The following is a 23040-nucleotide window of genomic DNA, read 5'->3' on the forward strand; positions in this document are numbered from 1 at the left end:
ACATAATATTATGAAAATACTTGTTATATCCGTTTAACTAAGGAGACACAGCTGCTTGAGCGGCAGCGCGCACAGTATACCCATTTTCATCCTAAAAATAAGGCTTTGCAGGTCCGTTTGCTCATTACTTCATCATTTTACGGATTTTGGGCGTTCTTTTTGCCGATTTTTGGACTTGCGGCGTTGGTTGCTTAAATCGTTCCTAATCTGTGCGTGGCTGATCAGCGCAAAGATAAAGGTACCGCCAATGATGTTGCCGGCGAGCGTCGGCAGGGCGAAGGGCCACAGGAAGCGGTACCAGGGTTCTGCACCAGACCACACCAGATACAGTACCTCGACGGAGCCGACCACGATATGAGTCAGGTTGCCAATCGCCACCAGGTAGGTCATTAGCAGAATGACCCAAATCTTCGCCGCACCGGCGCTCGGCAGCATCCACACCATGGTCGCAATTAGCCAGCCAGACACCACGCCGCCAACAAACATTTGGGTCGGACTTTTTTCCATCACCTCCATACTTATAGTATGAAAGGCCTGCAAAATAGACGGTTCAAACAGCGGCAGTGAAACAAATGCCAGAGACGCGCAGGCTGCGCCGATAAGGTTACCGGCCAGGACCACGCCCCAAAGCCGAAACAGAATGCCGAAGTTCTTGAACGTGGGTTTATGCATCACAGGCAGCACCGCGGTTACGGTGTTCTCGGTAAAAAGCTGCTGGCGAGCCATGATGACGATAATAAATCCGACGGTATAGCCCAGGTTCTCAAGGAAAAACCGTGCCGGCGTGTCTGCAAGCTGTTCATGCAAAATGCCTTTGGTGACCAGCGAGGCGCTGATCGATAAGCCTGCGGCAATCGCCGACCACATCAGTGCGAGCCCATCGCGCTCCAGCTCTTTCTCACCCTCCATGCGGATCTGCTCGTGCACCGCGGCGGCTCGTGAGGGGAGATTCTCTTCATCGACCTCAATCTCGCTGCCGTCCTCGCGCTCCTCGCTGTCAACGTCAGGGCCATTCTTAAGATTGTCTTTTGCTGAACGAGTTGGATTCATCGCTTATCCCCTTGGTGAAAGTACACAGGCAAATAACGCCGGAATGGGTATAAAAAAGCGTGGTTACATTTTGTATCATTCAACAAGGATAGATTATTTTTTAATCCACCACTCGGTTTGAGGGTGAGAAATCTAAAAATAACAGAGCATTAAGAACTTGTTATTCGATGCTAAAGGCTGTGTTTTTTCTGTAAATTAGAAGTTAGTTAGCGGTAAACTGCGCAGCGAGAGCCTACAGGGTTTGTAAGGCTTATGATATTATGCCCATTCCCGAAAGATAAGAGACTCGCCCCATGTTTGAAGCGCTTAACCTCAGTTGCGTTCGCGATGAGCGAACCCTGTTTAGCGGCTTAAGTTTCACCATCCAGCCGGGCGAGATAGTCCAGATTGAAGGCCAGAACGGAGCCGGTAAAACCAGTTTACTGCGTATTTTGGCCGGTCTGTCCTCCCCAGATGAAGGCGAAGTGCACTGGCAGGGCCAAAACACCCGCCGCCAGCGTGAGCTTTTTCATCAGCATTTACTGTTTCTCGGCCACTATCCGGGGATCAAGTCTGTACTTACCGCTTATGAGAATCTGTCGTTCTATCAGACCGAAAGTGGGAATGACGCGCAGGACGAGATATTTCACGCGCTGGAGCAGGTGGGCCTGTTGGGATACGAAGACGTGGCTGTCGCGCAACTTTCTGCCGGTCAGCAGCGCCGTGTTGCCCTTGCCAGGCTGTGGATTAGCCGCGCGCCGCTGTGGATCCTGGATGAACCCTTAACCGCCATCGACAAACAGGGCGTCTCCACGCTTATCGAACTTTTTGAGCGCCACGCCCAAAACGGCGGCATGGTGTTATTGACCACGCATCAGGATTTACCGGGCGTCACGCGTGCGGTGCGTAAAATTCGTCTGACCAGTGCAGAGCTAGCCTAATGTTTATTAAAGTTTTACGCCGTGAATTGAAAATCGCTTTTCGTAAAAGTGCCGAGATTATAAACCCGCTGTGGTTTTTCCTGATTGTGATTACCTTGTTTCCATTGGGAATTGGGCCGGAGCCGAAGCTGCTGGCGCGCATTGCACCGGGTATTGTCTGGGTCGCGGCGCTGCTGTCTTCGCTGCTTTCGCTCGAACGTCTGTTCCGCGACGACTATCTTGACGGCTCGCTCGAACAGCTGATGCTATTGCCCGCGCCGCTTACCCTCACGGTTATCGGCAAAGTGTGCGCTCACTGGATGGTGACCGGGCTGCCGCTGTTAATCATTTCTCCGCTGATAGCCCTGCTGCTGTCGCTGGACTTTAAAACCTGGGAAGCGGTCGCGCTGACGCTGTTGTTGGGCACGCCCACGCTGAGCTTTATCGGCGCAATCGGCGTCGCACTGACCGTTGGATTACGAAAGGGCGGGGTATTGTTGAGTCTGCTGGTGCTGCCGCTGTATATTCCGGTGCTGATTTTTTCTACCGGTGCGATTGATGCCGCCTCGATGGCGATGCCTATCGGTGGCTATCTGGCCATTCTGGGTGCCATGCTAGCGGGAAGCATCACGCTGGCCCCCTTTGCTACCTCGGCGGCGCTGCGTGTGAGCGTGCACTAATCGGCAAATGTGATTATCACGTCGCGTTATTTGCGGTCATTTTATTTCAAAATACCCATAAATAGAGTAATGAGTTTACTTGTGGTTACAATACGCCTGAAAAAACGCAACCTTTGACTAACATCACACTTCTCGATAGGGAACAATAGGCGTCGTGCCTAAAAGAGCAGAAGGTGTCCAAAAATAGCCCTTACTGCCAACAGTTTTCCAGATAATGGTTTACGGCATTTAACACAGTGTAATTTTAACGTGAGCAACGACAAATAATGTGGAAATGGTTACATCAACTCGCAAGGCCTGAGCGGCTTTACCACGTCTGCGGCCGTTTTATTCCCTGGCTGGCCATTGCGGGTATTGCCTGCCTTATTATCGGCTGGGTATGGGGCTTCGGTTACGCACCTCCTGATTACCAACAAGGCAATAGCTACCGGATCATGTACATTCATGTGCCTGCGGCTATCTGGTCTATGGGGATCTACAGCTCGATGGCGATCGCTGCCTTTATCGGCCTGGTCTGGCAGATGAAAATGTCTGAACTGGCGATGGCCGCGATGGCACCGGTCGGCGCTGTCTTTACTTTTATCGCGCTAGTGACCGGCTCTGCCTGGGGTAAACCGATGTGGGGAACCTGGTGGGTGTGGGACGCGCGTCTGACCTCCGAGCTGGTGCTCCTTTTCCTCTATCTTGGCGTGATTGCGTTATACAACTCCTTCGAGGACCGCCGCACTGCGGGCCGTGCCGCCGGTATTCTGGTGCTGGTCGGCGTGGTGAATATCCCAATCATTCACTATTCCGTGCAGTGGTGGAACACCCTTCATCAGGGCTCGAGCGACTTTGGCAGAACCATCGACCCAAGCATGCGTTATCCGCTGTTCTGGTCGGTATTTGGCTATCTGTTCTTCTTTATTACGCTGACCCTGATGCGCCTGCGCAATCTTATTATCAACCAGGAGCGTCTGCGTCCTTGGGTTGCCACGTTGGTCAATAAGGAGCGCCGTTGATGAACGCTGCATTCCCAACCTGGCAGGCATTCTTTGCGATGGGAGGCTACGCGTTTTACGTGTGGCTGTCGGTCATCGTCACCCTGGTTTCTTTATTTGGCATCATTATTCATACCGTCTGGCATCGTCGCCAGCTGCTGGCTGAAATACGCCGCCGCCAGTCCCGCGAACAGCGGATCCGTCAATCGAAAAAACAGGCCAGTGCCGCGCATAATAATAGCAAGCGTGCAGCACCAGGGTCGCCGGACTCCACCCGGGAGAAGTTATCGTGAATCCTCGTCGTAAAAATCGCATGTACCTTGCGTTGATAGTCCTGGTTGGATTAGGGCTCGCAACCAGCCTGGTGCTTTATGCGTTGCGTTCCAATATTGATTTATTTTATACACCAAGTGAAATTTTGCAGGGCAAAGGCAAGGATCATGAATTGCCGTTTGTCGGTCAGCGTCTACGTATCGGCGGGATGGTAATGCCGGGTTCAGTCAAGCGTGATGACAAGACCCTTGAAGTGCACTTTAAAATCTACGATGCGCGCGGCGCTATCGCGGTGACCTACTTTGGCATCTTGCCAGACCTGTTCCGGGAAGGGCAGGGCGTAGTGGCCCAAGGAGTGATGGAGCCTAATAATGTCGTCATGGCGAAGCAGGTTCTGGCCAAGCATGATGAAAAATATGTCCCACCGGAAGTTGAAGACGCAATGAAAGATAATCATACGGGGCCAGCCTCGGCATATGTTGCTCCTGCTAAAGGAAATGGCCAGTCATGATCCCTGAAATTGGTACTTTTGCTCTTTGTCTGGCCCTGGGCCTGTCAACGTTATTGAGCATTTATCCCCAGTGGGGCGCATCGCGTCAGGACGAGCGGATGATGGCAATGGCCCGTCCACTGTCTTACGGCATGTTCGGTTGTATCCTGTTAGCCTTTATCATTCTGGTTCACGCGTTCGTGGTGAACGACTTCTCGGTCGCCTACGTTGCGAACAACTCCAACACCCACCTGCCGGTTTATTACCGTATGGCGGCGACCTGGGGCGCGCACGAAGGCTCCCTGCTACTCTGGGTGCTCCTGCTGAGCTGCTGGACTACTGCGGTTGCGCTGTTTAGCCGCCGCATGCCGAACGACGCCGTGGCGCGCGTGCTGGCTGTCATGGGCCTTATTACCACCGGCTTCCTGCTGTTCATTCTGCTGACCTCCAACCCGTTCCTGCGTACTCTGCCGAACTTCCCGATTGACGGCAGCGACCTCAACCCGGTGTTGCAGGATATTGGCCTGATTTTCCATCCACCGATTCTGTACATGGGCTACGTTGGATTCTCCGTCGCCTTTGCCTTTGCGATTGCCTCGCTGATGGCAGGCCGTCTGGATACCGCCTGGGCGCGCTGGTCGCGTCCGTGGACGCAGGCCGCATGGGTGTTCCTGACCGTCGGTATCGTGCTGGGTTCTGCCTGGGCCTACTATGAACTTGGCTGGGGCGGCTGGTGGTTCTGGGACCCGGTAGAGAATGCCTCCTTTATGCCTTGGCTGGCCGGTACCGCGCTTATCCACTCATTGGCGGTGACCGAAAAACGCGGCACCTTCAAGGCCTGGACCGTACTGCTGTCGATTACTTGTTTCTCGCTCTGCCTGCTGGGGACCTTCCTGGTGCGTTCCGGCGTGCTGGTCTCCGTGCACTCCTTCGCCTCTGACCCGGCGCGCGGTATGTTTATCCTGGCCTATCTGGTGATTGTCATCGGCAGCTCGCTGTTGCTGTACGCAATCAAAGGCAGCGCGGTGCGTGCACCAAGCCGTCACGAGCCGTTTTCACGTGAAAGCTTCCTGCTGGGAAATAACGTCCTGCTGATTGCTGCGATGCTGGTTGTGTTGCTGGGTACGCTGCTGCCGTTGATTCACAAGCAGCTGGGACTGGGCAGTATTTCCATCGGCGAACCGTTCTTTAACACCATGTTCACCTGGCTGATGGCACCGATGGCGCTGCTGCTGGGTATAGGTCCGCTAGTACGCTGGCGTCGTGACGAGCCAAGCAAGCTGTGGCGTCGTCTGGGCGTTGCGCTGGTCGTAACCTTGCTGCTGTCGATTCTGCTGCCGTGGTTGTTGCAGGACAAAATCGTTGGCATGACCGTGGTCGGTATGCTGATGTCAGTGTGGGTTATCCTGCTGACGCTGATGGAGCTGCACGAGCGCGCTACCCACCGTCACACTTTCTGGCGTGGCCTGACGCATCTGTCTCGCAGCCACTGGGGCATGGTGCTGGGTCACCTGGGTGTTGCCGTTACCGTCATCGGTATCGCCTTTAGCCAGAACTACAGCGTCGAGCGTGACGTGCGCATGAAGTCGGGTGATACCGTAGACATTCAGGGTTACCATTTTGAATTCCGCAACCTGACCGACATTAAAGGCTCCAACTACACTGGCGGTGAAGCCAATATCGACGTGACCCGTAACGGTAAATTCGTGACCGTGCTGCACGCCGAAAAACGCTACTACAGCGTGGCACACAGCATGATGACCGAAGCGGCCATCGACGGTAATCTCGCGCGCGATCTTTATGCGGCGCTGGGCGAAGAGCTGGACGACGGCTCGTGGGCGGTACGCCTGTACTATAAACCTTTCGTTCGCTGGATTTGGCTGGGCGGCATCTTTATGGCGGTCGGTGGCATCCTGTGTATCCTGGATCCGCGCTATAGAATGACCAAGAAACTGAAACGTCAGGGTAAAGAAGCGGCGGAGGAAGCATGAATCGTAAAATTCTCTTTATTCCCCTGTTTCTGTTTTTGGCGCTGGCCGCGGCGTTTCTGGTGCAGCTGACCCGCAACGCGCACGGCGATGACCCGACTCTACTTGAGTCGGCGTTGGTCGGCAAACCGGTGCCAGTGTTCAAGCTGGAATCGCTGTTCGAGCCGGGGAAAACCTACGACCAGTCAGTGTTTCACACCGGTAAGCCGATTCTGCTGAACGTCTGGGCGACCTGGTGTCCAACCTGTCGTGCCGAGCATGATTATCTCAATACGCTGGCGGCGAAAGGCGTGCACGTGGTTGGCCTTAACTACAAGGATGACCGCAATAAGGCGATTAACTGGCTGAATACGCTGGGTAACCCTTATGCGCTGAGCCTGTACGACGGCGACGGCATGCTCGGTCTTGACCTCGGTGTGTACGGAGCCCCTGAAACCTTCCTTATTGACGGTAACGGCATCGTGCGTTATCGCCATGCCGGTGATCTCAACGAGCAGGTCTGGCAGAAGGAAGTACGTCCGCTTTACAATAAATACGGAGGCAACGCATGAGACTGATTTCACTTATCTTTGGTCTGATGCTGAGCTTTAGCGTTTTTGCTGCCATCGATGCTTATCAGTTCAAATCGCCACAGCAGGAACAGCAGTATCGCGAATTGACCGAGCAGCTGCGTTGCCCGAAATGTCAGAACACCAACATTGCGGCGTCTGACTCCATCATCGCGGCTGACATGCGTAAAAAGGTCCTCGAGCTGCTGAATCAAGGGCAGTCGAGCAAGCAGATCGTTGATTATATGGTCGCGCGCTACGGCAACTTTGTGACCTACGAACCGCCGGTCACGCCGTCTACGCTGATTTTATGGGTTGGACCCGCGCTGTTTGTCATTGTCGGCGCACTGGTCATTATTTTACGCGCTCGTCGTCGTCAAACGGAAGAGCAGATGTCTTCACAAGAGAAACTGCGTTTGGCGCAGCTGCTCGGTGAAAAGGACAGGAAAGAATCATGATTGTTTTTTGGCTGGTCATTGTTGCGCTGCTGCTGGTGGGCGTCGCGTTGTTTATTGTGCCTGTTATTCGAGGCGATCGTGATTCTCTGTCCAACACGCGCGACGATCTGAACAAGGCTTTCTATCATCACCGCTTGAGCGAACTGGAAGAAGACGAACAGCAGGGCGTGGTTGCCGCGCCTGAGCGTCCTATCTTTGTTCAGGAACTCCAGGAAAATCTGTTGAGTGATATTCCGGGGCAGGCCAGCAAAGCGGGGAAACCAATCCCACGCTGGACGCTGGCTCCGGGGGTCATATTACTGGTCGTCGTCACTCTTGGTTTTTATCTGTATGCAGGCGGTCTAGGTCAGGTTAGTGCCTGGAATCAGGTCATGAAAAGAATGCCTGACTTACGCGCTCGCGTCGCGGACGAGAATGCCAAGCCACTGAATATGATGGATATTCAGGACCTCGGTCTCGGTCTGCGTACCGACCTGCAGAATGACCCGGACAACGCTAAAGACTGGCTGATGCTGGGCCGTGTGGGCATGGCGCTTAACAATGCCAGCACCGCGACGCAGGCATTTGCTCGCGCATACGCACTTTCTCCAAATGATATGGACATTAAACTGGGCTATGCTGATGTTCTGACGCGTTCCACCGATCCGCAAGATAATATCAACGGCGGCAATATGTTGCGTGATATGCTCGAACATAATCAGGGGAATCTGCAAGTATTGAGTCTGCTGGCATATAATGAATATGAACAGGGGCACTATCCGCAGGCGATCGGCGCATGGCAGGTGATGTTGAAAATTCTGCCTGCCGACGACAAGCGAACTGAAATGGTGAAAGCCAGCATTGAGCAGGCTAAAGCTAAATCGGGCATGGATAAGGTTAAACTCGGCGTTGCGGTTACACTTTCGCCGCGTGCGCAGCAACAGCTTCCTCAGCAGGGTACGGTATTTATTTCGGTGACAGACGGCAGCAGCCCGGTTCCGGTTGCAGTTAAAAAACTGCCTCTCAGCCGATTCCCGCTTTCTGTCACGGTTGATGATACCAATGCCATGATGCCGGAGCGCTTGCTTTCTTCGTTGCATCAACTGAAAGTACGTGTGCGTATTTCACAAACTGGCCTGGCGACACCGGCATCGGGCGACTGGTACGGTGACAGTCCGTTGACCAACTTCTCGGGCAGCGGGCAGGTCAATATCGAGATTAATCAGCAGGTCCCATAAAAAGGGGCCGAAGCATAAACAGGGAGAACATGATGGACTTTCGCCTGACTGGGCTGGCGGTTGCCACATTATTATTGGTTGGCTGTGCGGATAAACCAAAATCACTGGTTACGCCGTCTACGCCGCCAACCTCTTCGGCTTCAACTGCGCCTTCGGCAAAGACGATGTCAACAGGGGTGGTGCCGACAGCGGCCAACGCGTCAAATCCACCGGCTCCCGAGCAGGTTGATCCTCAATTAGGCGGGCGTTCTGACCCGCTTCAGGGCTTCAACCGTTCAATGTTCAACTTTAACATGAACGTGCTGGACCCCTATGTTTTACGTCCGGTTGCCGTGGCGTGGCGCGACTACCTACCACAGCCTGCGCGTAACGGTCTGAGCAACTTCTTTGACAACCTGAGTGAGCCGTCAACGATGGTGAACTATCTGGTTGAAGGTAATGTGCAGGAAGGTGCGAAACACTTTACCCGCTTCTTCCTGAATACCATTCTGGGTGTAGGCGGCCTGATTGACGTTGCGTCAATGGCTAACCCGCAGCTGGCGAAGGAAGAGCCGCATCGCTTCGGTAGCACGCTGGGCCATTACGGTGTGGGTTACGGTACCTACGCGGTGCTGCCGGGCTACGGCAGCTTCACCCCGCGTGAAGACGTGGGCGGCGTGGTCGACGACCTTTACTTCCCGCTTAACTACCTGACCTGGTGGATGACTGCGGGTAAATGGGCGCTTGAAGGCATCGAAACCCGTGCACAGCTGCTGGATTCCGACGGCCTGCTGACCAACTCGTCCGATCCGTATGAGTTTGTTCGCGCGGCGTACTTCCAGCATCACGACTTCCTGGCAAACGGCGGCAAGCTGACGCCGGTGGTTAACCCGAACGCTGCGGCGATTCAGGGCGACCTCGACAGCATCGACTCTGCCAACTGAGTCGATATCAGCCAGACAACAAAAAAGCGCCCAAGGGCGCTTTTTTTATGGCAACGAAACGGACTAGAACGTGTAGTTGAAGTTCATGCCGTACAGCATCGCAGTGCCTTTAGCATCGAATTCATAGTTAGGCACGCCATCGGCGACTTTTTCGCTGATGTGTACGGTTTTGCCGTGCATGTAAGAAACGCCCAGGTCAACCGACGCATCTTTGCTAAACGCATAGGTGGCACCGGCGCTCAACCACAGACGGTCCTGATCGGGAATCGAAATTGTGCGGTTGTCGGCCGGAACCGGGCTGTCATCGAACGCGATACCGGTACGGAAGGTCCATTCATCGCTGTAGTAATAGGTGGTACCCAGGGCGATGCGGTAAACGTCATGATAGCCTTCTTCTTTTTGGAACAGCGTATCGCCATTGTTGGCGGTAGCTTTCAGCTGCTGGAACTCGCTCCAGCTGGTATAGGTCATACTGTAGTGGACCGCCCATTTCGGCGCCACGCGGTTATAACCGGAAACCTCCCACACTTCAGGCAGATTCAGGGTTAAATGGCCGGCCTGCGTGCTGCCCCCAGTTCCGCCTGCCAGAACCGGCAGGTCGCTGCGGTAGTTACCGTCGAAATCGACGTTAACTTTCGAACGATAGGTGAAACCGTAACGGTTGTTTTCATCCACCTCGTAGAGGATACCGGCGTTCCAACCGTAGCCCCAGGCGTTACCGTTCAGGTGTGCGGCGGTGGTGTCGGCAGGGATCTGACCGCGGCTTTGCAACGCAACCAGCTCACCGGCGTTACGCTCGATTTTTGCCTTGGCGTAGACGGCGTCAAAGCCGACGCCGAAGCTGAAGTGTTGGTTAAGGCGATAGGCGGTGCTCAGGTTGAGGTTTTCGGTCATCAGGTCGGTTTTACCCGCCAGAGGACCCGCCGGATAGCCGCTGTTGAATTCGGTAGAGAGTCCGTAGTTGGTCGTGGCCGAGGCTCCCACCGCCCAGCTGTCGTTTAGCGGCATGATGAAGTGCAGGTTTGGAACCCACTGGGTTGGGGCAATATTGTTAGCGTCGAGGCTGGAACCCGTCACCGGGGATTTGCCGGTTAATTTGACGTCTGGATCGATAAATACTGCGCCGCCGGAGAACGTAGGGCGGTCAAACATGGTCATGGTTGCCGGGTTGCGGCTTCCAGAGGCGGCGGTGTCGGCGATGGCGCCTTCACCGGCATAAGCGCGACCCAGTCCAGAGGCGGTGTATTCGTTTAGCTGGAATCCTGCCGCGTAAACGTGTGATGAAACAAGTGCCATTGCAGCTGCCACAGCTGATCTCGTAAACAGGTTTTTCTGGTTCATGACCAAAACCTCATTTTATGTTTTATAGAACAAAGCTAATCATGGGCTATCACATGAGTAACAATGAGCGGCGGATTGTAGCGTCCTGTACTTTTGGGCCGACTAATCAGACCAGTGAGCGAAGTATAGGTCTGACCTGTACACATGTTGCAACGTTGTTTCACACTTATTGGTAATTAGATTTTAAAAATTAGATCCGCTTAACAAAAAGGGAACGGTTTAGATTCATAAAACTGACGATTCGGGTTGAACTAATCCGCATATGAATAAATTAGTTTTATTGCGCTTTATTAGTCTTGTGATTTTAATCACTTAAAAACCATAGTAAAAGTAAGGGTAGTGCTTGTCGCGAGGCAGGAGTAAGATATTTTCCAGAGAATCTATCATTTTTAATGATTCATCACGGCCACTGGCCTGGCGCAATAGCGCGTCGAAAGGAGAAAATATGTCCGAATTATCCACTGAATCGACTAAACCTACGCGGACTACCGCCGCACAGGAAACCGCGGCCTGTTGCTGCGTCGACGTGGGCACTATCATCGATAACACCGACTGCACCGCCTCTTATCAGAACGTTTTTGCAACCCGCGCTGATGCAGAAGCGGCGCTTGAAGACTTAACGGCGCGTGCCCGCCGGGCCGAGTCAGACCCGTGCGACATCAACAGTCAGTTTAACGAGGTGGAGGGCGGCGTTGAGCTTACGGCTGATTTCACCTTTTGCTGCCAGATTGAGTCGATAAACTTCCAGCTTGCCCTGCGTTAATTCCCCTTGCTGCCGCCGCACCGGCGGTAGATACCCCTTTAGATGCCTTCCTCGAAAAATTTGCTGCCGCTCTCAATTCAACAGCTTGGGCTTTGCTAATGACAGGCAGATGGTTAACACTTGATCATCAGGTCAGACCTGTTACAAAAGTCAAAATTGACCGTCATCAGGCCAGTAAACCGAGCAAAAATAAAATAACCCGCTAATTTATAAAGCATTGACCGTTTTATTGAATCAGGAGCCACTATGAACAAGGCCATTCCGCTGGTTACGCGTCAGGGCGATCGTATCGCTATTATTGACGGCCTGCGTACCCCATTTGCCAAGCAGGCAACGGCATTTCACGGCATACCGGCGGTCGATCTCGGTAAAATTGTGGTCAGCGAATTGCTGGCAAAGAGTGGGATTGACCCGTCTGTTATCGACCAACTGGTATTTGGCCAGGTCGTGCAGATGCCCGAAGCCCCTAATATTGCGCGCGAAATTGTATTAGGCACTGGAATGAGCGTTTCAACCGACGCCTACAGCGTTTCTCGCGCCTGTGCGACCAGCTTTCAGGCAATTGCCAACGTTGCCGAAAGCATTATGGCCGGCACAGTGAGCGTCGGTATTGCCGGAGGCGCAGACTCTTCATCTGTTTTGCCAATTGGCGTCAGCAAGGCGCTGGCGAAAACGCTGGTCGACCTCAACAAGGCTCGCACTTTATCTCAGCGGCTGTCGCTGTTCAGCAAACTCAAATTACGCGACCTGCTGCCGGTTCCCCCGGCGGTAGCGGAATACTCTACCGGCCTGCGCATGGGCGACACCGCCGAGCAGATGGCGAAATCCCATGGCATCAGTCGCCAGCAGCAGGACGAATTTGCCCACCGCTCGCATCAACGGGCGGCACAGGCCTGGAATGACGGTCTGCTTGATTCACAGGTGATGGCCGCGCACGTTCCGCCTTATAAAGACGTGATACAAAAAGACAACAACGTTCGCTTTGATTCCAGCATCGAGCAGTATGTGAAGCTGCGTCCGGCGTTTGACCGCAAGCATGGCACGGTGACGGCGGCGACCAGTACCCCATTGACCGACGGCGCGGCAGCAGTGCTGTTAATGAGTGAGTCTCGTGCCCGCGAGCTAGGCCTGAAACCGCTGGGTTATCTGCGCAGCTTTGCCTTTTCGGCCATCGATGTCTGGGAAGACATGTTGCTGGGGCCAGCCTATGCCACGCCGGTGGCGCTAGACCGCGCGGGGTTGACGCTCGCAGATATTGATCTGATTGATATGCACGAGGCCTTTGCCGCGCAAACACTGGCCAACGTCAAGATGTTCGCCAGCCCGCAGTTTGCGCGTGAGAAACTCGGGCGCGAGCAGGCAATAGGTGAAATTGACTGGGAAAAATTCAACGTATTGGGCGGATCGCTGGCCTATGGACATCCTTTTGCCGCTACGGGTGCACGAATGATCACCCAAATTTTGCACGAGCTGCGTCGGCGAGGTAAAAAACTCGGACTCACCACCGCCTGTGCCGCCGGTGGTCTCGGTGCGGCAATGATTGTGGAGGTGGCAGAATGAGCCAAAAACCAATGATTTCGCCGGCGGAGGTAACGGAATCAGCAACGCCTTCGGCCTTCACCCTCTATTTTACCGAGGACAATATCGGCATCGTCACCATTGATGTCGCGGATGAGAAAGTCAATACGCTAAAAGCCGAGTTTGTGCAGCAGATAAACTCACTGTTGCAGCAGGCACAGCAGCATCCCAAATTAAAAGGCTTGGTGTTTATTTCCGGCAAGAAAGACTCCTTCATTGCGGGTGCGGATATCAGCATGATTGCGCGCTGCGAAAAAGCCTCAGAAGCCGAGGCTCTGGCGAAAAAAGGACAGGGCGTGATGGCACACATTGCCGGGCTTTCGGTGCCCGTGGTGGCCGCTATTCATGGCGCATGCCTAGGCGGAGGCCTTGAGCTTGCCCTTGCCTGCCACAGTCGAATCTGCTCGCTGGATGATAAAACTCAACTCGGCTTGCCTGAGGTTCAGCTCGGTCTGCTGCCGGGTTCCGGTGGAACTCAACGCCTGCCCCGACTGATTGGCGCACCGAAAGCGCTGGATATGATGCTCACCGGCCGCAGCATCCGCGCAAAACAGGCACTGCGTATGGGGCTGGTGGACGACGTTGTGCCACAGTCTATTCTTTTTCAGACGGCTATTGAGCGCGTTCGCAAAGGGCATACGGCCAGACGAGAGCTGTCTTACATTGACCGTGTAGCTCAGGGGCCGCTAGGCAAAGCGCTGCTGTTCTATATTGTGCGCAAGCAAACGCGGGCGAAATCACGCGGACATTATCCCGCCACTGAAAAGATTATTGACGTGGTACAGACCGGGCTGAGTCAGGGCAGCAGCAGTGGCTACGAGGCGGAGGCTCGTGCGTTTGGTGAACTGGTCATGACGCCACAGTCCGCCGCGCTGCGCGGTATTTTCTTTGCCTCTACCGCGTTGAAAAAAGATTTTGGTGCGCAGGCTGAACCGCGAGAAATCCACAAAGTCGCGGTCTTGGGAGGCGGGCTGATGGGCGGCGGCATTGCTAACGTGACAGCTACCAAGGCCAATATTTCGGTCAGGATTAAAGATATTAATGAGCAGGGAATAAGCCACTCGTTTAAATACAGTTGGGATCTGTTGCAGAAAAAACTGCGCCGTGGGCACCTCAAAAAATCCGAGCTGCAACGCCAGATGATGCTGATTTCCGGCACGACCGACTACAGCGGATTCTCGCAGGTTGACTTGGTGATTGAGGCGGTCTTTGAAGACCTTGAGCTTAAGCAGAAGATGATCCATGAAGTTGAGGAAAATGCCTCTCCGCAGACAATTTTTGCTTCAAACACTTCTTCTTTACCGATTCATAAAATTGCCGAAGGCGCAGCAAGGCCGGAGCAGGTGATCGGCCTGCATTATTTCAGCCCGGTAGATAAGATGCCGTTGGTGGAGGTTATCCCGCACGCGCAGACCAGTCCGCAAACTATTGCCACCACGGTTTCTTTCGCCAGAAAACAGGGCAAGACCGCTATTGTGGTCGGTGACAGCGCCGGTTTTTACGTTAATCGTATTCTCGCGCCTTATATGAATGAAGCGGCGCGTTGCCTGCTGGAAGGCGAGAGCATTGAACACATCGACAACTCACTGGTCAACTTTGGTTTTCCAGTGGGGCCGCTGCAACTGCTCGACGAGGTCGGAATAGACGTGGGCACTAAAATCATTCCTGTTCTCGAGTCGGCCTTCGGCGATCGCTTTGCCGCGCCTGGCGGGCTTGAGGCGGTGCTCGAAGACGGCAGGAAAGGCCGAAAAAATAGTCGGGGATTTTATCTTTATCCACAGAAGGGCCAAAAGTCCGGTAAAAAAACGCCAGACCCAACGATTTACAAGCTGTTAGCCGTGACGCCAAAAAACAAACTGAGCGAGCAGGCGCTGGCCGACCGCTGTGTGGCGCTGATGCTCAACGAGGCAGTACATTGTCTGGATGATGGCACCGTGCGCAGCGCGCGAGATGCCGATATTGGTGCCGTTTTCGGCATTGGCTTCCCGCCGTTCCTCGGAGGGCCTATGCGCTATATCGATGCGCTGGGGGCCGACGTTTTGGTGAAGAGACTGCAGGCATTGCAGAAGCTGCACGGCACCCGTTTTGCACCCTGTGAAGGGCTCGTCACCCGAGCAGACAATGGGCAAAAATTGTATAGCTAACGTAATGGGCGTAAAATAGACGATCTTTTAGACTTTGAAACGATGCAAATTTAGCCATTAAGTGTGATCTGCATCACGGCTTAATTTAAGGTTTCTGGTAATTCTTGGTTAGCAGAGTGAAAAATGATCGCGCTGTTCATTAAATAGCCAGACCTATTTACATCTATTCGCAGTTGGTGTAAAAAACAGCGTTTTCTTTGTGGTGACTTTCAGGCAAAATGCCCGGCCGCGATACGGTGGGTTTTGATGTGATGGTTGTAGTGCCCTGCTAGGATGTGGGCAGAAGGGTAATACAGCACGCTCAGCGTACCTGTATAGCGCTATTTTTGTTAACAAAAGCGGTGCAATATGCAAGTTGTGATTATGCGTCACGGTGAGGCTGCTCTTGATGCGGCCAGCGATTCAGTAAGACCTCTTACCGATTGTGGTTGTGACGAGACGGTATGTATGGCGTCCTGGTTGAACGGTCGCTCCGTGAAAATTCAGCGTGTGCTGGTGAGCCCTTATCTTCGGGCGCAGCAAACGCTGGAAAAAGTGCGTCAGGCGCTCTCTCTTCCTGAAAAGGTTGACGTGTTGCCGGAACTGACGCCGGGCGGTGACCCCGCACAAGTAGCCGAAGAGCTTCAGGCTTTGGCGAGAGAGGGCGTGAGCTCCGTGCTGGTGGTTTCTCACTTGCCGTTGGTCGGCTATCTGGTGGCGGAACTTTGCCCAGGACAGTGCCCTCCGATGTTTGCCACCTCGGCGATGGCCAGCGTAGAAATCAACGCTGACACCGGACGAGGCAGCTATGACTGGCAGTACAGCCCTTCTCAGGTGATTGCGAAAGCCTGCAGCTGAGGTGACTGAAAGACGCTAAAAAGGCACAGCTTGCTGTGCCTTTCGCTATTTTGGGCCGCGAAAAATCGTTAGCCGTTATTCCTGGTCGGTTTTATCGTCCAGCTCGACCAATACCAGCAGTGCCGCATTACCGCCCAGCTCACGCGGAGCCTGGTGGAAGGCCTCGACGTCAGGATGCTGCGCCAGCCACAGAGGGGTCTGCTGCTTAAGAATATGTTTGCCGTGCCCGTGCATTATACAGGCGCAGTGAACGTGTTCTCTACGGCACGCGGCAATCAGCGCACCCAGTTCCTGCTTGGCTTCGTGCTGCGTCAGGCCGTGCAAATCAAGAAACAGCTCGGGCGAATAATCGCCGCGGCGAAGCTTCTTTAATTCGAAATGGCTGACGTCAGGCCGCACATGACGTACCGGTCCTTCGGCGTCAAGCATTGGCTGAAACTCGTCAGAGAAATAGTAGGTCGCATCCACCTGCTCCTGAAGCAAACGCTTTGGCGAGGCAATCACCGTCGGTTTAGGTGCCGGTTTATGGACTATGGTGTCATTTTTAAGTCGCTTGGTGCCCGGTACCGCCTCACGAAATAAGGCCAGCTCCTCCTTACTCAGCGAAAATTTTTTCTTCATCGCAATATCATCATTCGTCGAACATTTTCACAGTGTACCTGCTCCTCTTCCCCTTTTTAAGTAAATGTCTTTGGAGAAGTCTCGCAACAATGGGGTATTACTGCTGATTTGTTGCCGTCTTCGTGGCAAACTATGCGGAAATTTTATGGCTATGAATGATGGCCACCCGCCGTACCCCAGGAGAGAAAATTGGATAAAATATTCGTCGACGAAGCCGTCAGTGAGCTGCATACCATTCAGGATATGCTGCGCTGGACCGTCAGCCGCCTGAATGCCGCGAATGTCTATTACGGCCATGGAACGGATAATCCCTGGGACGAAGCCGTACAACTGGTGCTGCCAAGCGTCTTTTTACCGCTCGACATCCCTGAAGACATGCACACCGCACGCCTGACCTCGAGCGAGCGCCACCGCATCGTCGAGCGGGTGATCCGCCGCGTGAACGAGCGCGTACCGGTCGCTTATCTGACCAACAAAGCCTGGTTCTGCGGCATGGAGTTTTACGTTGACGAACGCGTGCTGGTCCCGCGCTCGCCAATCGGTGAACTGATCAACAACCGCTTCTCCGGCATCTTGCAAGATCAACCAAGCCACATTCTTGATATGTGTACTGGCAGCGGCTGCATCGCTATTGCCTGCGCCTACGCGTTCCCTGAGACCGAGGTTGATGCGGTAGATATCTCCGCCGACGCGCTGGCCGTGGCCGAGCGCAACATCGAAACGCACGGCATCGAGCAGTGGGTTACGCCGATTCGTTCAGACCTGTTCCGCGAGCTGCCTGAGCTGCAGTACGACCTGATTGTGACCAATCCGCCTTACGTCGACGAAGAAGACATGTCTGACCTGCCGGACGAATATCGCCACGAGCCGGTGCTGGGCCTGGCGTCCGGTAGCGACGGTCTGAAGCTGACTCGCCGTATTCTGGCCTGCGCGCCAGACTACCTGACCGACAACGGCGTGCTGATTTGTGAAGTGGGTAACAGCATGGTACATCTGATGGATCAGTATCCTGATATTCCATTTACCTGGCTGGAATTTGAAAACGGCGGCGACGGCGTATTCATGCTGACTAAACAACAGCTGCTGGACTGCGCTGAGCACTTCAGCGTGTACAGGAAGTAATTCGTTCAGCAAAACGCGTATCTTGCCAATAAGCGGGGTCGCGGTTTGCATCAGATTTAACGTCATTGAATTTAACAGCTAACTAATGGTTAAGGAGCCGTGATGGCAGGGAACAGTATTGGGCAGTTTTTCCGCGTCACAACGTTTGGTGAGTCCCACGGTATTGCGCTGGGATGTGTTATCGACGGCGTGCCTCCGGGCATTCCATTGACCGAAGCTGACCTGCAGCACGACCTGGACCGTCGTCGTCCGGGCACGTCCCGCTATACGACACAGCGCCGCGAAGCTGACGAAGTGAAGATTTTGTCTGGCGTGTTTGACGGGGTGACCACCGGCACCAGCATCGGTCTGATTATTCAGAATACCGACCAGCGTTCGCAGGACTACAGCGCGATTAAAGACGTATTTCGTCCGGGCCATGCCGATTACACCTATGAGCAAAAATACGGCACCCGCGACTATCGCGGCGGCGGTCGTTCTTCTGCCCGTGAAACCGCAATGCGTGTAGCCGCGGGTGCAGTCGCTAAAAAATATCTGGCGCAGAAATTTGGCGTACAGATTCGTGGCTATCTGGCACAAATGGGCGACGTAAGCTGCGAGCTCAAAGACTGGGATATCGTCGAGACCAACCCGTTCTTCTGCCCGGATGAGTCAAAGCTGGAAGCGCTCGACGAACTCATGCGTGAGCTGAAGAAAGCCGGTGATTCTATCGGGGCAAAAATTACCGTGGTTGCAGAGAACGTGCCTACCGGTTTGGGCGAGCCGGTCTTTGACCGTCTGGACGCCGATATTGCACACGCCCTGATGAGCATCAACGCCGTTAAGGGCGTCGAGATCGGTGACGGCTTTGCGGTTGTGAACAAGCGCGGCAGCGAAAACCGTGACGAAATCACGCCACAGGGCTTCGAAAGCAATCACGCAGGCGGCATTTTGGGCGGCATCAGCAGCGGTCAGGCGATTGTCGCGCACATGGCGCTGAAACCGACCTCAAGCATTACCGTGCCGGGTCGCACTATCAACCGCGAAGGCGAGCAGGTCGAGATGATAACCAAAGGGCGTCATGACCCTTGCGTGGGCATCCGCGCCGTGCCGATTGCCGAGGCGATGATGGCGATTGTGTTGATGGACCATCTGCTGCGCCAGCGCGCACAGTGCGGTGACGTCAATTCCAGCGTTCCGCGCTGGTAATCGCGCGACAAAAGACCGCCTGACAGCAGAGAGTGCGCTTATAGAATGCGAATTAACATCGGTTTAGTGGGATTACTGGCTTTAGCGGCATCATTGCCTGCTTTGGCCGTCACGCCGTGGCAGCGTATTACCCAACCTATTGCGGGTGCTCCGCAGGCGGTGGGGAGCTACGCCAATGGGTGTCAGATTGGCGCGAAGCCGCTGCCGCTCAACTCGCCGGACTATCAGGTGATGCGTACCGATCAGCGTCGCTTCTATGGGCAGCCTGACCTGCTGACTTTCATCAAGCGACTGTCCTCCGAGGCCAATCGTGAAGGGCTGGGCACCGTGCTGATTGGCGATATGGCGATGCCTGCGGGCGGGCGTTTCAGCAGTGGGCACGCGAGTCATCAGTCCGGCCTCGACGTCGACATCTGGCTACAGATGCCGCGCAAACGCTGGACTGAGCAGCAGCTGCTGAAACCGCAGCCTATCGATCTGGTCAGCCGTGACGGTAAAAGCGTGGTCAAAAGCCAGTGGCAGCCGCAAATCGAATCGCTTATCAAGTTAGCCGCTGAGGATGCCGATGTGGTCCGCATCTTCGTCAACCCAGCCATCAAGCAGCAGCTTTGTGCCGATGCGGGGAGTGACCGTGAATGGCTGCACAAGGTCAGACCATGGTTTGGTCACCGGGCGCACATGCATGTACGCCTGCGGTGCCCGGTTGGCGACCACAACTGTGAGAGCCAGGCCCCTCCGCCGCCGGGAGACGGTTGCGGCGCCGAGCTGCAAAGCTGGTTCCTGCCGCCGAAACCGGGCGGCGGTATTCCGGTGAAACGTGAGCCACCGCCGCTGCCGGCCATCTGCCAGTCGCTGCTGGATAATCATGCGGGTCAGCTGTAATCAGCCGTTATTTTGTCGTTTTGCTTTATTTTGAGTTAGTCAGTCACTATGTCAGATTCAACAGAAAAACATTATTATCAGCAGCTTATTGATATTTTTGACGGCTGTTTCAGTCAGGATCACAACACACGTTTGATCCGCGGCGACGATGAACCTATCTATCTTCCGGCCGACGAGCAGGAAGATTACAACCGCATCGTTTTTGCCCACGGCTATTACGCCAGTGCGCTGCATGAGATCTCCCACTGGTGCGTTGCCGGCGCTGAGAGACGCAAGCTGGTGGACTTTGGTTACTGGTATTGCCCAGACGGCCGCGATGCGCAAACACAAAGCGAGTTTGAGAAGGTTGAAATCAAGCCGCAGTCTTACGAGTGGATGTTCTGTGTCGCTGCAGGCTTTAACTTTAACGTCAGCTGTGACAATCTTAGCGGCGAATGTGAACCGGACCGGATAGGTTTCCAGCGCAAAGTACGTGAAGAAGTGTTGAGAATGCTTGAGAAAGGGTTGCCAGAGCGCCCGGCGCGGTTCATCCGTGCGTTGCAAGCCTACTACAACACGCCTGCGCTGAGCGCCGAGTCTTTCCCCGCGCCGCAGGACTTTTAATCTCGCAACGGGCGGATGCCCCGTGAATCAGTAAGGAAGAGAATGATTGCAGAATTTGAAGGGCGTATTTTCGCGCTAATTGAAGACATGGTTGAAAGCGCCACCGACGATGAGCTGTTTGCGAGCGGCTATCTGCAGGGTCATTTGACTGTTTCCGTTGCCGAGGCAGAAGCTAACGGCGAGAACAGCTCAGAGCAGCTGAAGGCCCGGGTTCAAAGCAGCCTGGACAAGGCGATTCAGGCCGGTGAACTCTCTCCGCGTGACCAAGTTCTGGTGCTCGGTATGTGGGAAAACCTCTACCAGAAAGCACTGCCTGAAACCGAACGTTGAGTCTGGCGCTTTGCAGGACAAAAAAGGGCCCTTAAGAGGCCCTTTTTTTACGTCTGTTGATTGCGTTAAAGCGTCTCAGGTGGGGTAATTGGCCGACCCTTCAACAGTTTGCGGACCCACATGCGATTTGGATTAAGCGCCGCCAGCGTTTTCGAATCGAGCGGAAGAGGTTCTGCCGTTATCTGTGCGGCCAGTATTTCGGCAGCGAGCGGTGCGGAACTCAGCCCTCTGGATCCCAGCGCACCCAATACGTAGAGGTTGGCATAATCCGGCGCAGGCTCAATCTCCTGCTGCTGCTTCAAACGCTGCGGCAAATCGGCATAGTTAGCCAATAGCTTAACGTAGTCTGGCACGCTGCCGACCATCGGCAGATGGTCACGCGAGGCGCAGCGCACGCCGTTTCTTGCCTCCCCGGCACTGACATCTACCTCATGCGGCCAGTCTATCCCCGGCAGGCAATCAATGAGCCGCTGGCGGTTCTGCTGCTGATCGGAATCGCGATAAAGTGGCTTGCGCTCGGCGCGATGATAGCTGGCACCGATGCAGTGATGCTGATTGTTTGGGTTAACCGGCGTCAGATAACCGTCGTAGCACAATACCTGCTTAAGCTGGCCAAGCGTCGCTGCGGTTGGCACGTGCGAAACCTGTCCACTCACAGCGTAAACCGGCAGCTTGTCGCTTTGCTCAAAGCGGGTGATATCCGCCCCGTTCGCCAACACAACGGTGGCATGTTCTGCTTCGGGTTGAGCGGCAAAGCTTAACTGCCATCCCAGCGTTTGTGTCGGTGCTATGCCGGTTACCTGGTGCTGATAATGCACCACCAGTCCGAGCGACTGGGCGTGGGCGATAGCCTGTGCGGTCAGCTGTGCTGGACACAACCAGCCACCCAACGGATAACTCACACCGCCGTTCCCGCAGGGCACGCCAACCTGTTCGGTGAATTGCTCTGCGTTCAGCGCCGTCGCCAGCGCCTGAGGCCATTCACCTGCCATAATCTGGTCAATTTTGCCCTGACTTTTCTCGTCGTATCCTAATTGCGCAACCCCACACCAGTCATGATCAAAAACAAGATTCAGCTGGGCGAACTGGGTATATTGGCGGCGCGCAAAGGTAAAGGCATGAGCAAAGAACTGCTCGATAGTGTCGTGTCTGCCGTTCAGCAAAGGATAAACCGCCCCCTGACGATTGCCCGATGCACCCAGAGCCGGTTGTGGATCTTCACAGTACAGGGTGACGCGAGAGCCGCGGCGCAGCAGTGCCAGTGAGAGCAGGGCGCTGGCAACACCGCCGCCGATAATTGCCACCTCTTCGGGATGTGTGGCGGCAGTGCGCGAATACCAAGGGGCAGGGTGCAGGGCTTTCGGACCCGCTTCTCGCCAACCGCTGAGCATTTCACGTTTTTTGCCGTGGCCTTTGACCCGGCTGACGTTAAAGCCTGCCTGTTGCAATCCGCGACGCACAAATCCTGCGGCGGTGAAGGTCGCAAAGGTGCCTTCCGGGCGGGTGAGTTTTGCCATGGAGGTGAACAGACCTTCGGTCCACATATCTGGGTTCTTGGAGGGAGCAAACCCGTCCAGGAACCAGGCGTCAACCTGTTGAAACAGACTCGGGTCGCTCTGCGGAAGCAGGTCGGTCACGTCGCCATACCACAGGTCGAGCGTGATGCGTCCGCCGTCCAGCAACAGTCGATGGCAGCCGGCGAACGGCAGTGGCCATTGCTGGCGTAATTCCTCGGCGAAGGCGGCTAATTCTGGCCAATGAGCCAGCGCTTTGTCTAAATCTTCTGCAGAAAGTGGATATTTTTCATAGCTGATGAAATGTAATCGCTGAAGCGTTGTCAGAGGATGCTGTTGTCTGAATGCAGAGAAGGCCTGCCAAAGAGTCAGGAAGTTCAAACCCGTGCCGAAACCCGTTTCCGCAATGACTAAAAGTGGACGCGGATGCGTGACAAAACGTTCTGGAAAATGGTTGCCATTAAGAAAAACATGGCGTGTTTCATCAAGACCGCCGCTTTCGGAAAAGTAGATGTCATCAAACTGTGAGGAAACAGGTGTACCCTGTTCATTCCACCGTAATTCGGCCGGTTGGATGGGAGTGTGATCCACGTAAAACTCTCTTGGTTCTA

23 protein-coding genes are annotated in these 23040 nt (G+C 54.5%); 19 read left to right on the forward strand and 4 right to left on the reverse strand.

Annotation, left to right across the window (positions count from 1 at the left end; genetic code table 11):
* Positions 1 to 132: 132 nt before the first annotated feature.
* Positions 133 to 1050 carry a formate/nitrite transporter family protein gene (locus BS640_RS15740; protein ID WP_017494291.1) on the reverse strand — a complete coding sequence of 306 codons (918 nt, stop codon included), beginning with the start codon at positions 1048 to 1050 and terminating at the stop codon, positions 133 to 135.
* Between the two features lie 293 nt (positions 1051 to 1343).
* Here BS640_RS15740 and ccmA point away from each other — a divergent pair, with 293 nt between their 5' ends.
* The 10 genes from ccmA (at position 1344) to mlaA (ending at position 9506) form a co-directional block, all read left to right on the forward strand.
* On the forward strand, positions 1344 to 1970 hold the full coding sequence (gene ccmA / locus BS640_RS15745; protein ID WP_017494290.1) for a cytochrome c biogenesis heme-transporting ATPase CcmA: 627 nt from the start codon (positions 1344 to 1346) through the stop codon (positions 1968 to 1970).
* The gene (ccmB, locus tag BS640_RS15750; RefSeq protein WP_084912902.1) at positions 1970 to 2629 is read left to right on the forward strand and encodes a heme exporter protein CcmB; all 660 of its coding nucleotides are present in this window, start codon (positions 1970 to 1972) and stop codon (positions 2627 to 2629) included. Before ccmA ends, ccmB begins: the two co-directional genes overlap by 1 nt.
* Positions 2630 to 2895: 266 nt before the next feature.
* On the forward strand, positions 2896 to 3630 hold the full coding sequence (locus BS640_RS15755) for a heme ABC transporter permease (protein WP_084912903.1): 735 nt from the start codon (positions 2896 to 2898) through the stop codon (positions 3628 to 3630).
* On the forward strand, positions 3630 to 3902 hold the full coding sequence (gene ccmD / locus BS640_RS15760; protein WP_084912904.1) for a heme exporter protein CcmD: 273 nt from the start codon (positions 3630 to 3632) through the stop codon (positions 3900 to 3902). The genes BS640_RS15755 and ccmD overlap by 1 nt, the downstream gene beginning before the upstream one ends.
* A complete protein-coding gene (gene ccmE, locus BS640_RS15765; RefSeq protein ID WP_017490312.1) occupies positions 3899 to 4393 on the forward strand; it encodes a cytochrome c maturation protein CcmE in 495 nt (164 codons plus the stop codon). The genes ccmD and ccmE overlap by 4 nt, the downstream gene beginning before the upstream one ends.
* Positions 4390 to 6363 (forward strand): heme lyase CcmF/NrfE family subunit, encoded by a 1974-nt coding sequence (locus BS640_RS15770; protein WP_017490311.1) that lies wholly within the window; start codon positions 4390 to 4392, stop codon positions 6361 to 6363. Before ccmE ends, BS640_RS15770 begins: the two co-directional genes overlap by 4 nt.
* Positions 6360 to 6911: a DsbE family thiol:disulfide interchange protein gene (locus tag BS640_RS15775; RefSeq protein ID WP_017490310.1), complete on the forward strand. Its 552-nt coding sequence runs from the start codon at positions 6360 to 6362 to the stop codon at positions 6909 to 6911. The genes BS640_RS15770 and BS640_RS15775 overlap by 4 nt, the downstream gene beginning before the upstream one ends.
* Complete coding sequence (locus tag BS640_RS15780; RefSeq protein ID WP_017490309.1) at positions 6908 to 7366, forward strand: cytochrome c-type biogenesis protein; 459 nt, start codon at positions 6908 to 6910, stop codon at positions 7364 to 7366. The genes BS640_RS15775 and BS640_RS15780 overlap by 4 nt, the downstream gene beginning before the upstream one ends.
* Positions 7363 to 8583, forward strand: a complete 1221-nt coding sequence (gene ccmI, locus BS640_RS15785) for a c-type cytochrome biogenesis protein CcmI (RefSeq protein WP_017490308.1) — start codon at positions 7363 to 7365, stop codon at positions 8581 to 8583. Before BS640_RS15780 ends, ccmI begins: the two co-directional genes overlap by 4 nt.
* Before the next feature lie 32 nt (positions 8584 to 8615).
* Positions 8616 to 9506 carry a phospholipid-binding lipoprotein MlaA gene (gene mlaA / locus BS640_RS15790; protein ID WP_017490307.1) on the forward strand — a complete coding sequence of 297 codons (891 nt, stop codon included), beginning with the start codon at positions 8616 to 8618 and terminating at the stop codon, positions 9504 to 9506.
* Positions 9507 to 9569: 63 nt separating this feature from the next.
* On the opposite strand, the gene fadL is transcribed toward mlaA, so the two are convergent.
* Complete coding sequence (gene fadL, locus BS640_RS15795) at positions 9570 to 10847, reverse strand: long-chain fatty acid transporter FadL (protein WP_017490306.1); 1278 nt, start codon at positions 10845 to 10847, stop codon at positions 9570 to 9572.
* Between the two features lie 445 nt (positions 10848 to 11292).
* Between fadL and BS640_RS15800 the strand changes: the two genes are divergently transcribed.
* From BS640_RS15800 to sixA, 4 genes are all read left to right on the forward strand, one after another.
* Positions 11293 to 11610, forward strand: a complete 318-nt coding sequence (locus tag BS640_RS15800; RefSeq protein WP_017490305.1) for a YfcZ/YiiS family protein — start codon at positions 11293 to 11295, stop codon at positions 11608 to 11610.
* A 246-nt stretch (positions 11611 to 11856) separates the two neighbouring features.
* A complete protein-coding gene (gene fadI, locus BS640_RS15805; protein ID WP_017490304.1) occupies positions 11857 to 13170 on the forward strand; it encodes an acetyl-CoA C-acyltransferase FadI in 1314 nt (437 codons plus the stop codon).
* Positions 13167 to 15332: a fatty acid oxidation complex subunit alpha FadJ gene (gene fadJ / locus BS640_RS15810; RefSeq protein ID WP_084912905.1), complete on the forward strand. Its 2166-nt coding sequence runs from the start codon at positions 13167 to 13169 to the stop codon at positions 15330 to 15332. The genes fadI and fadJ overlap by 4 nt, the downstream gene beginning before the upstream one ends.
* 348 nt (positions 15333 to 15680) lie before the next feature.
* On the forward strand, positions 15681 to 16169 hold the full coding sequence (sixA, locus tag BS640_RS15815) for a phosphohistidine phosphatase SixA (RefSeq protein ID WP_017490302.1): 489 nt from the start codon (positions 15681 to 15683) through the stop codon (positions 16167 to 16169).
* A 75-nt stretch (positions 16170 to 16244) separates the two neighbouring features.
* Here sixA and smrB read toward each other — a convergent pair whose 3' ends face one another.
* Positions 16245 to 16790 carry an endonuclease SmrB gene (gene smrB / locus BS640_RS15820; protein ID WP_017490301.1) on the reverse strand — a complete coding sequence of 182 codons (546 nt, stop codon included), beginning with the start codon at positions 16788 to 16790 and terminating at the stop codon, positions 16245 to 16247.
* A 189-nt stretch (positions 16791 to 16979) separates the two neighbouring features.
* Between smrB and prmB the strand changes: the two genes are divergently transcribed.
* From prmB to BS640_RS15845, 5 genes are all read left to right on the forward strand, one after another.
* Complete coding sequence (prmB, locus tag BS640_RS15825; RefSeq protein WP_017490300.1) at positions 16980 to 17912, forward strand: 50S ribosomal protein L3 N(5)-glutamine methyltransferase; 933 nt, start codon at positions 16980 to 16982, stop codon at positions 17910 to 17912.
* A 102-nt stretch (positions 17913 to 18014) separates the two neighbouring features.
* Entirely contained in the window at positions 18015 to 19100 is a 1086-nt protein-coding gene (gene aroC / locus BS640_RS15830) for a chorismate synthase (protein WP_017490299.1), read from the forward strand.
* 45 nt (positions 19101 to 19145) lie between these two features.
* The gene (gene mepA / locus BS640_RS15835; RefSeq protein ID WP_017490298.1) at positions 19146 to 19982 is read left to right on the forward strand and encodes a penicillin-insensitive murein endopeptidase; all 837 of its coding nucleotides are present in this window, start codon (positions 19146 to 19148) and stop codon (positions 19980 to 19982) included.
* Positions 19983 to 20030: 48 nt separating this feature from the next.
* On the forward strand, positions 20031 to 20585 hold the full coding sequence (locus BS640_RS15840) for an elongation factor P hydroxylase (protein ID WP_017490297.1): 555 nt from the start codon (positions 20031 to 20033) through the stop codon (positions 20583 to 20585).
* Positions 20586 to 20627: 42 nt separating this feature from the next.
* Positions 20628 to 20915, forward strand: a complete 288-nt coding sequence (locus BS640_RS15845; protein ID WP_017490296.1) for a YfcL family protein — start codon at positions 20628 to 20630, stop codon at positions 20913 to 20915.
* Positions 20916 to 20980: 65 nt separating this feature from the next.
* On the opposite strand, the gene mnmC is transcribed toward BS640_RS15845, so the two are convergent.
* Positions 20981 to 23020 carry a bifunctional tRNA (5-methylaminomethyl-2-thiouridine)(34)-methyltransferase MnmC2/FAD-dependent 5-carboxymethylaminomethyl-2-thiouridine(34) oxidoreductase MnmC1 gene (mnmC, locus tag BS640_RS15850; RefSeq protein WP_017490295.1) on the reverse strand — a complete coding sequence of 680 codons (2040 nt, stop codon included), beginning with the start codon at positions 23018 to 23020 and terminating at the stop codon, positions 20981 to 20983.
* Positions 23021 to 23040 lie beyond the last annotated feature (20 nt).

The organism is Rouxiella badensis (genome assembly GCF_002093665.1).
In the GTDB taxonomy this organism is placed as follows: domain Bacteria; phylum Pseudomonadota; class Gammaproteobacteria; order Enterobacterales; family Enterobacteriaceae; genus Rouxiella; species Rouxiella badensis.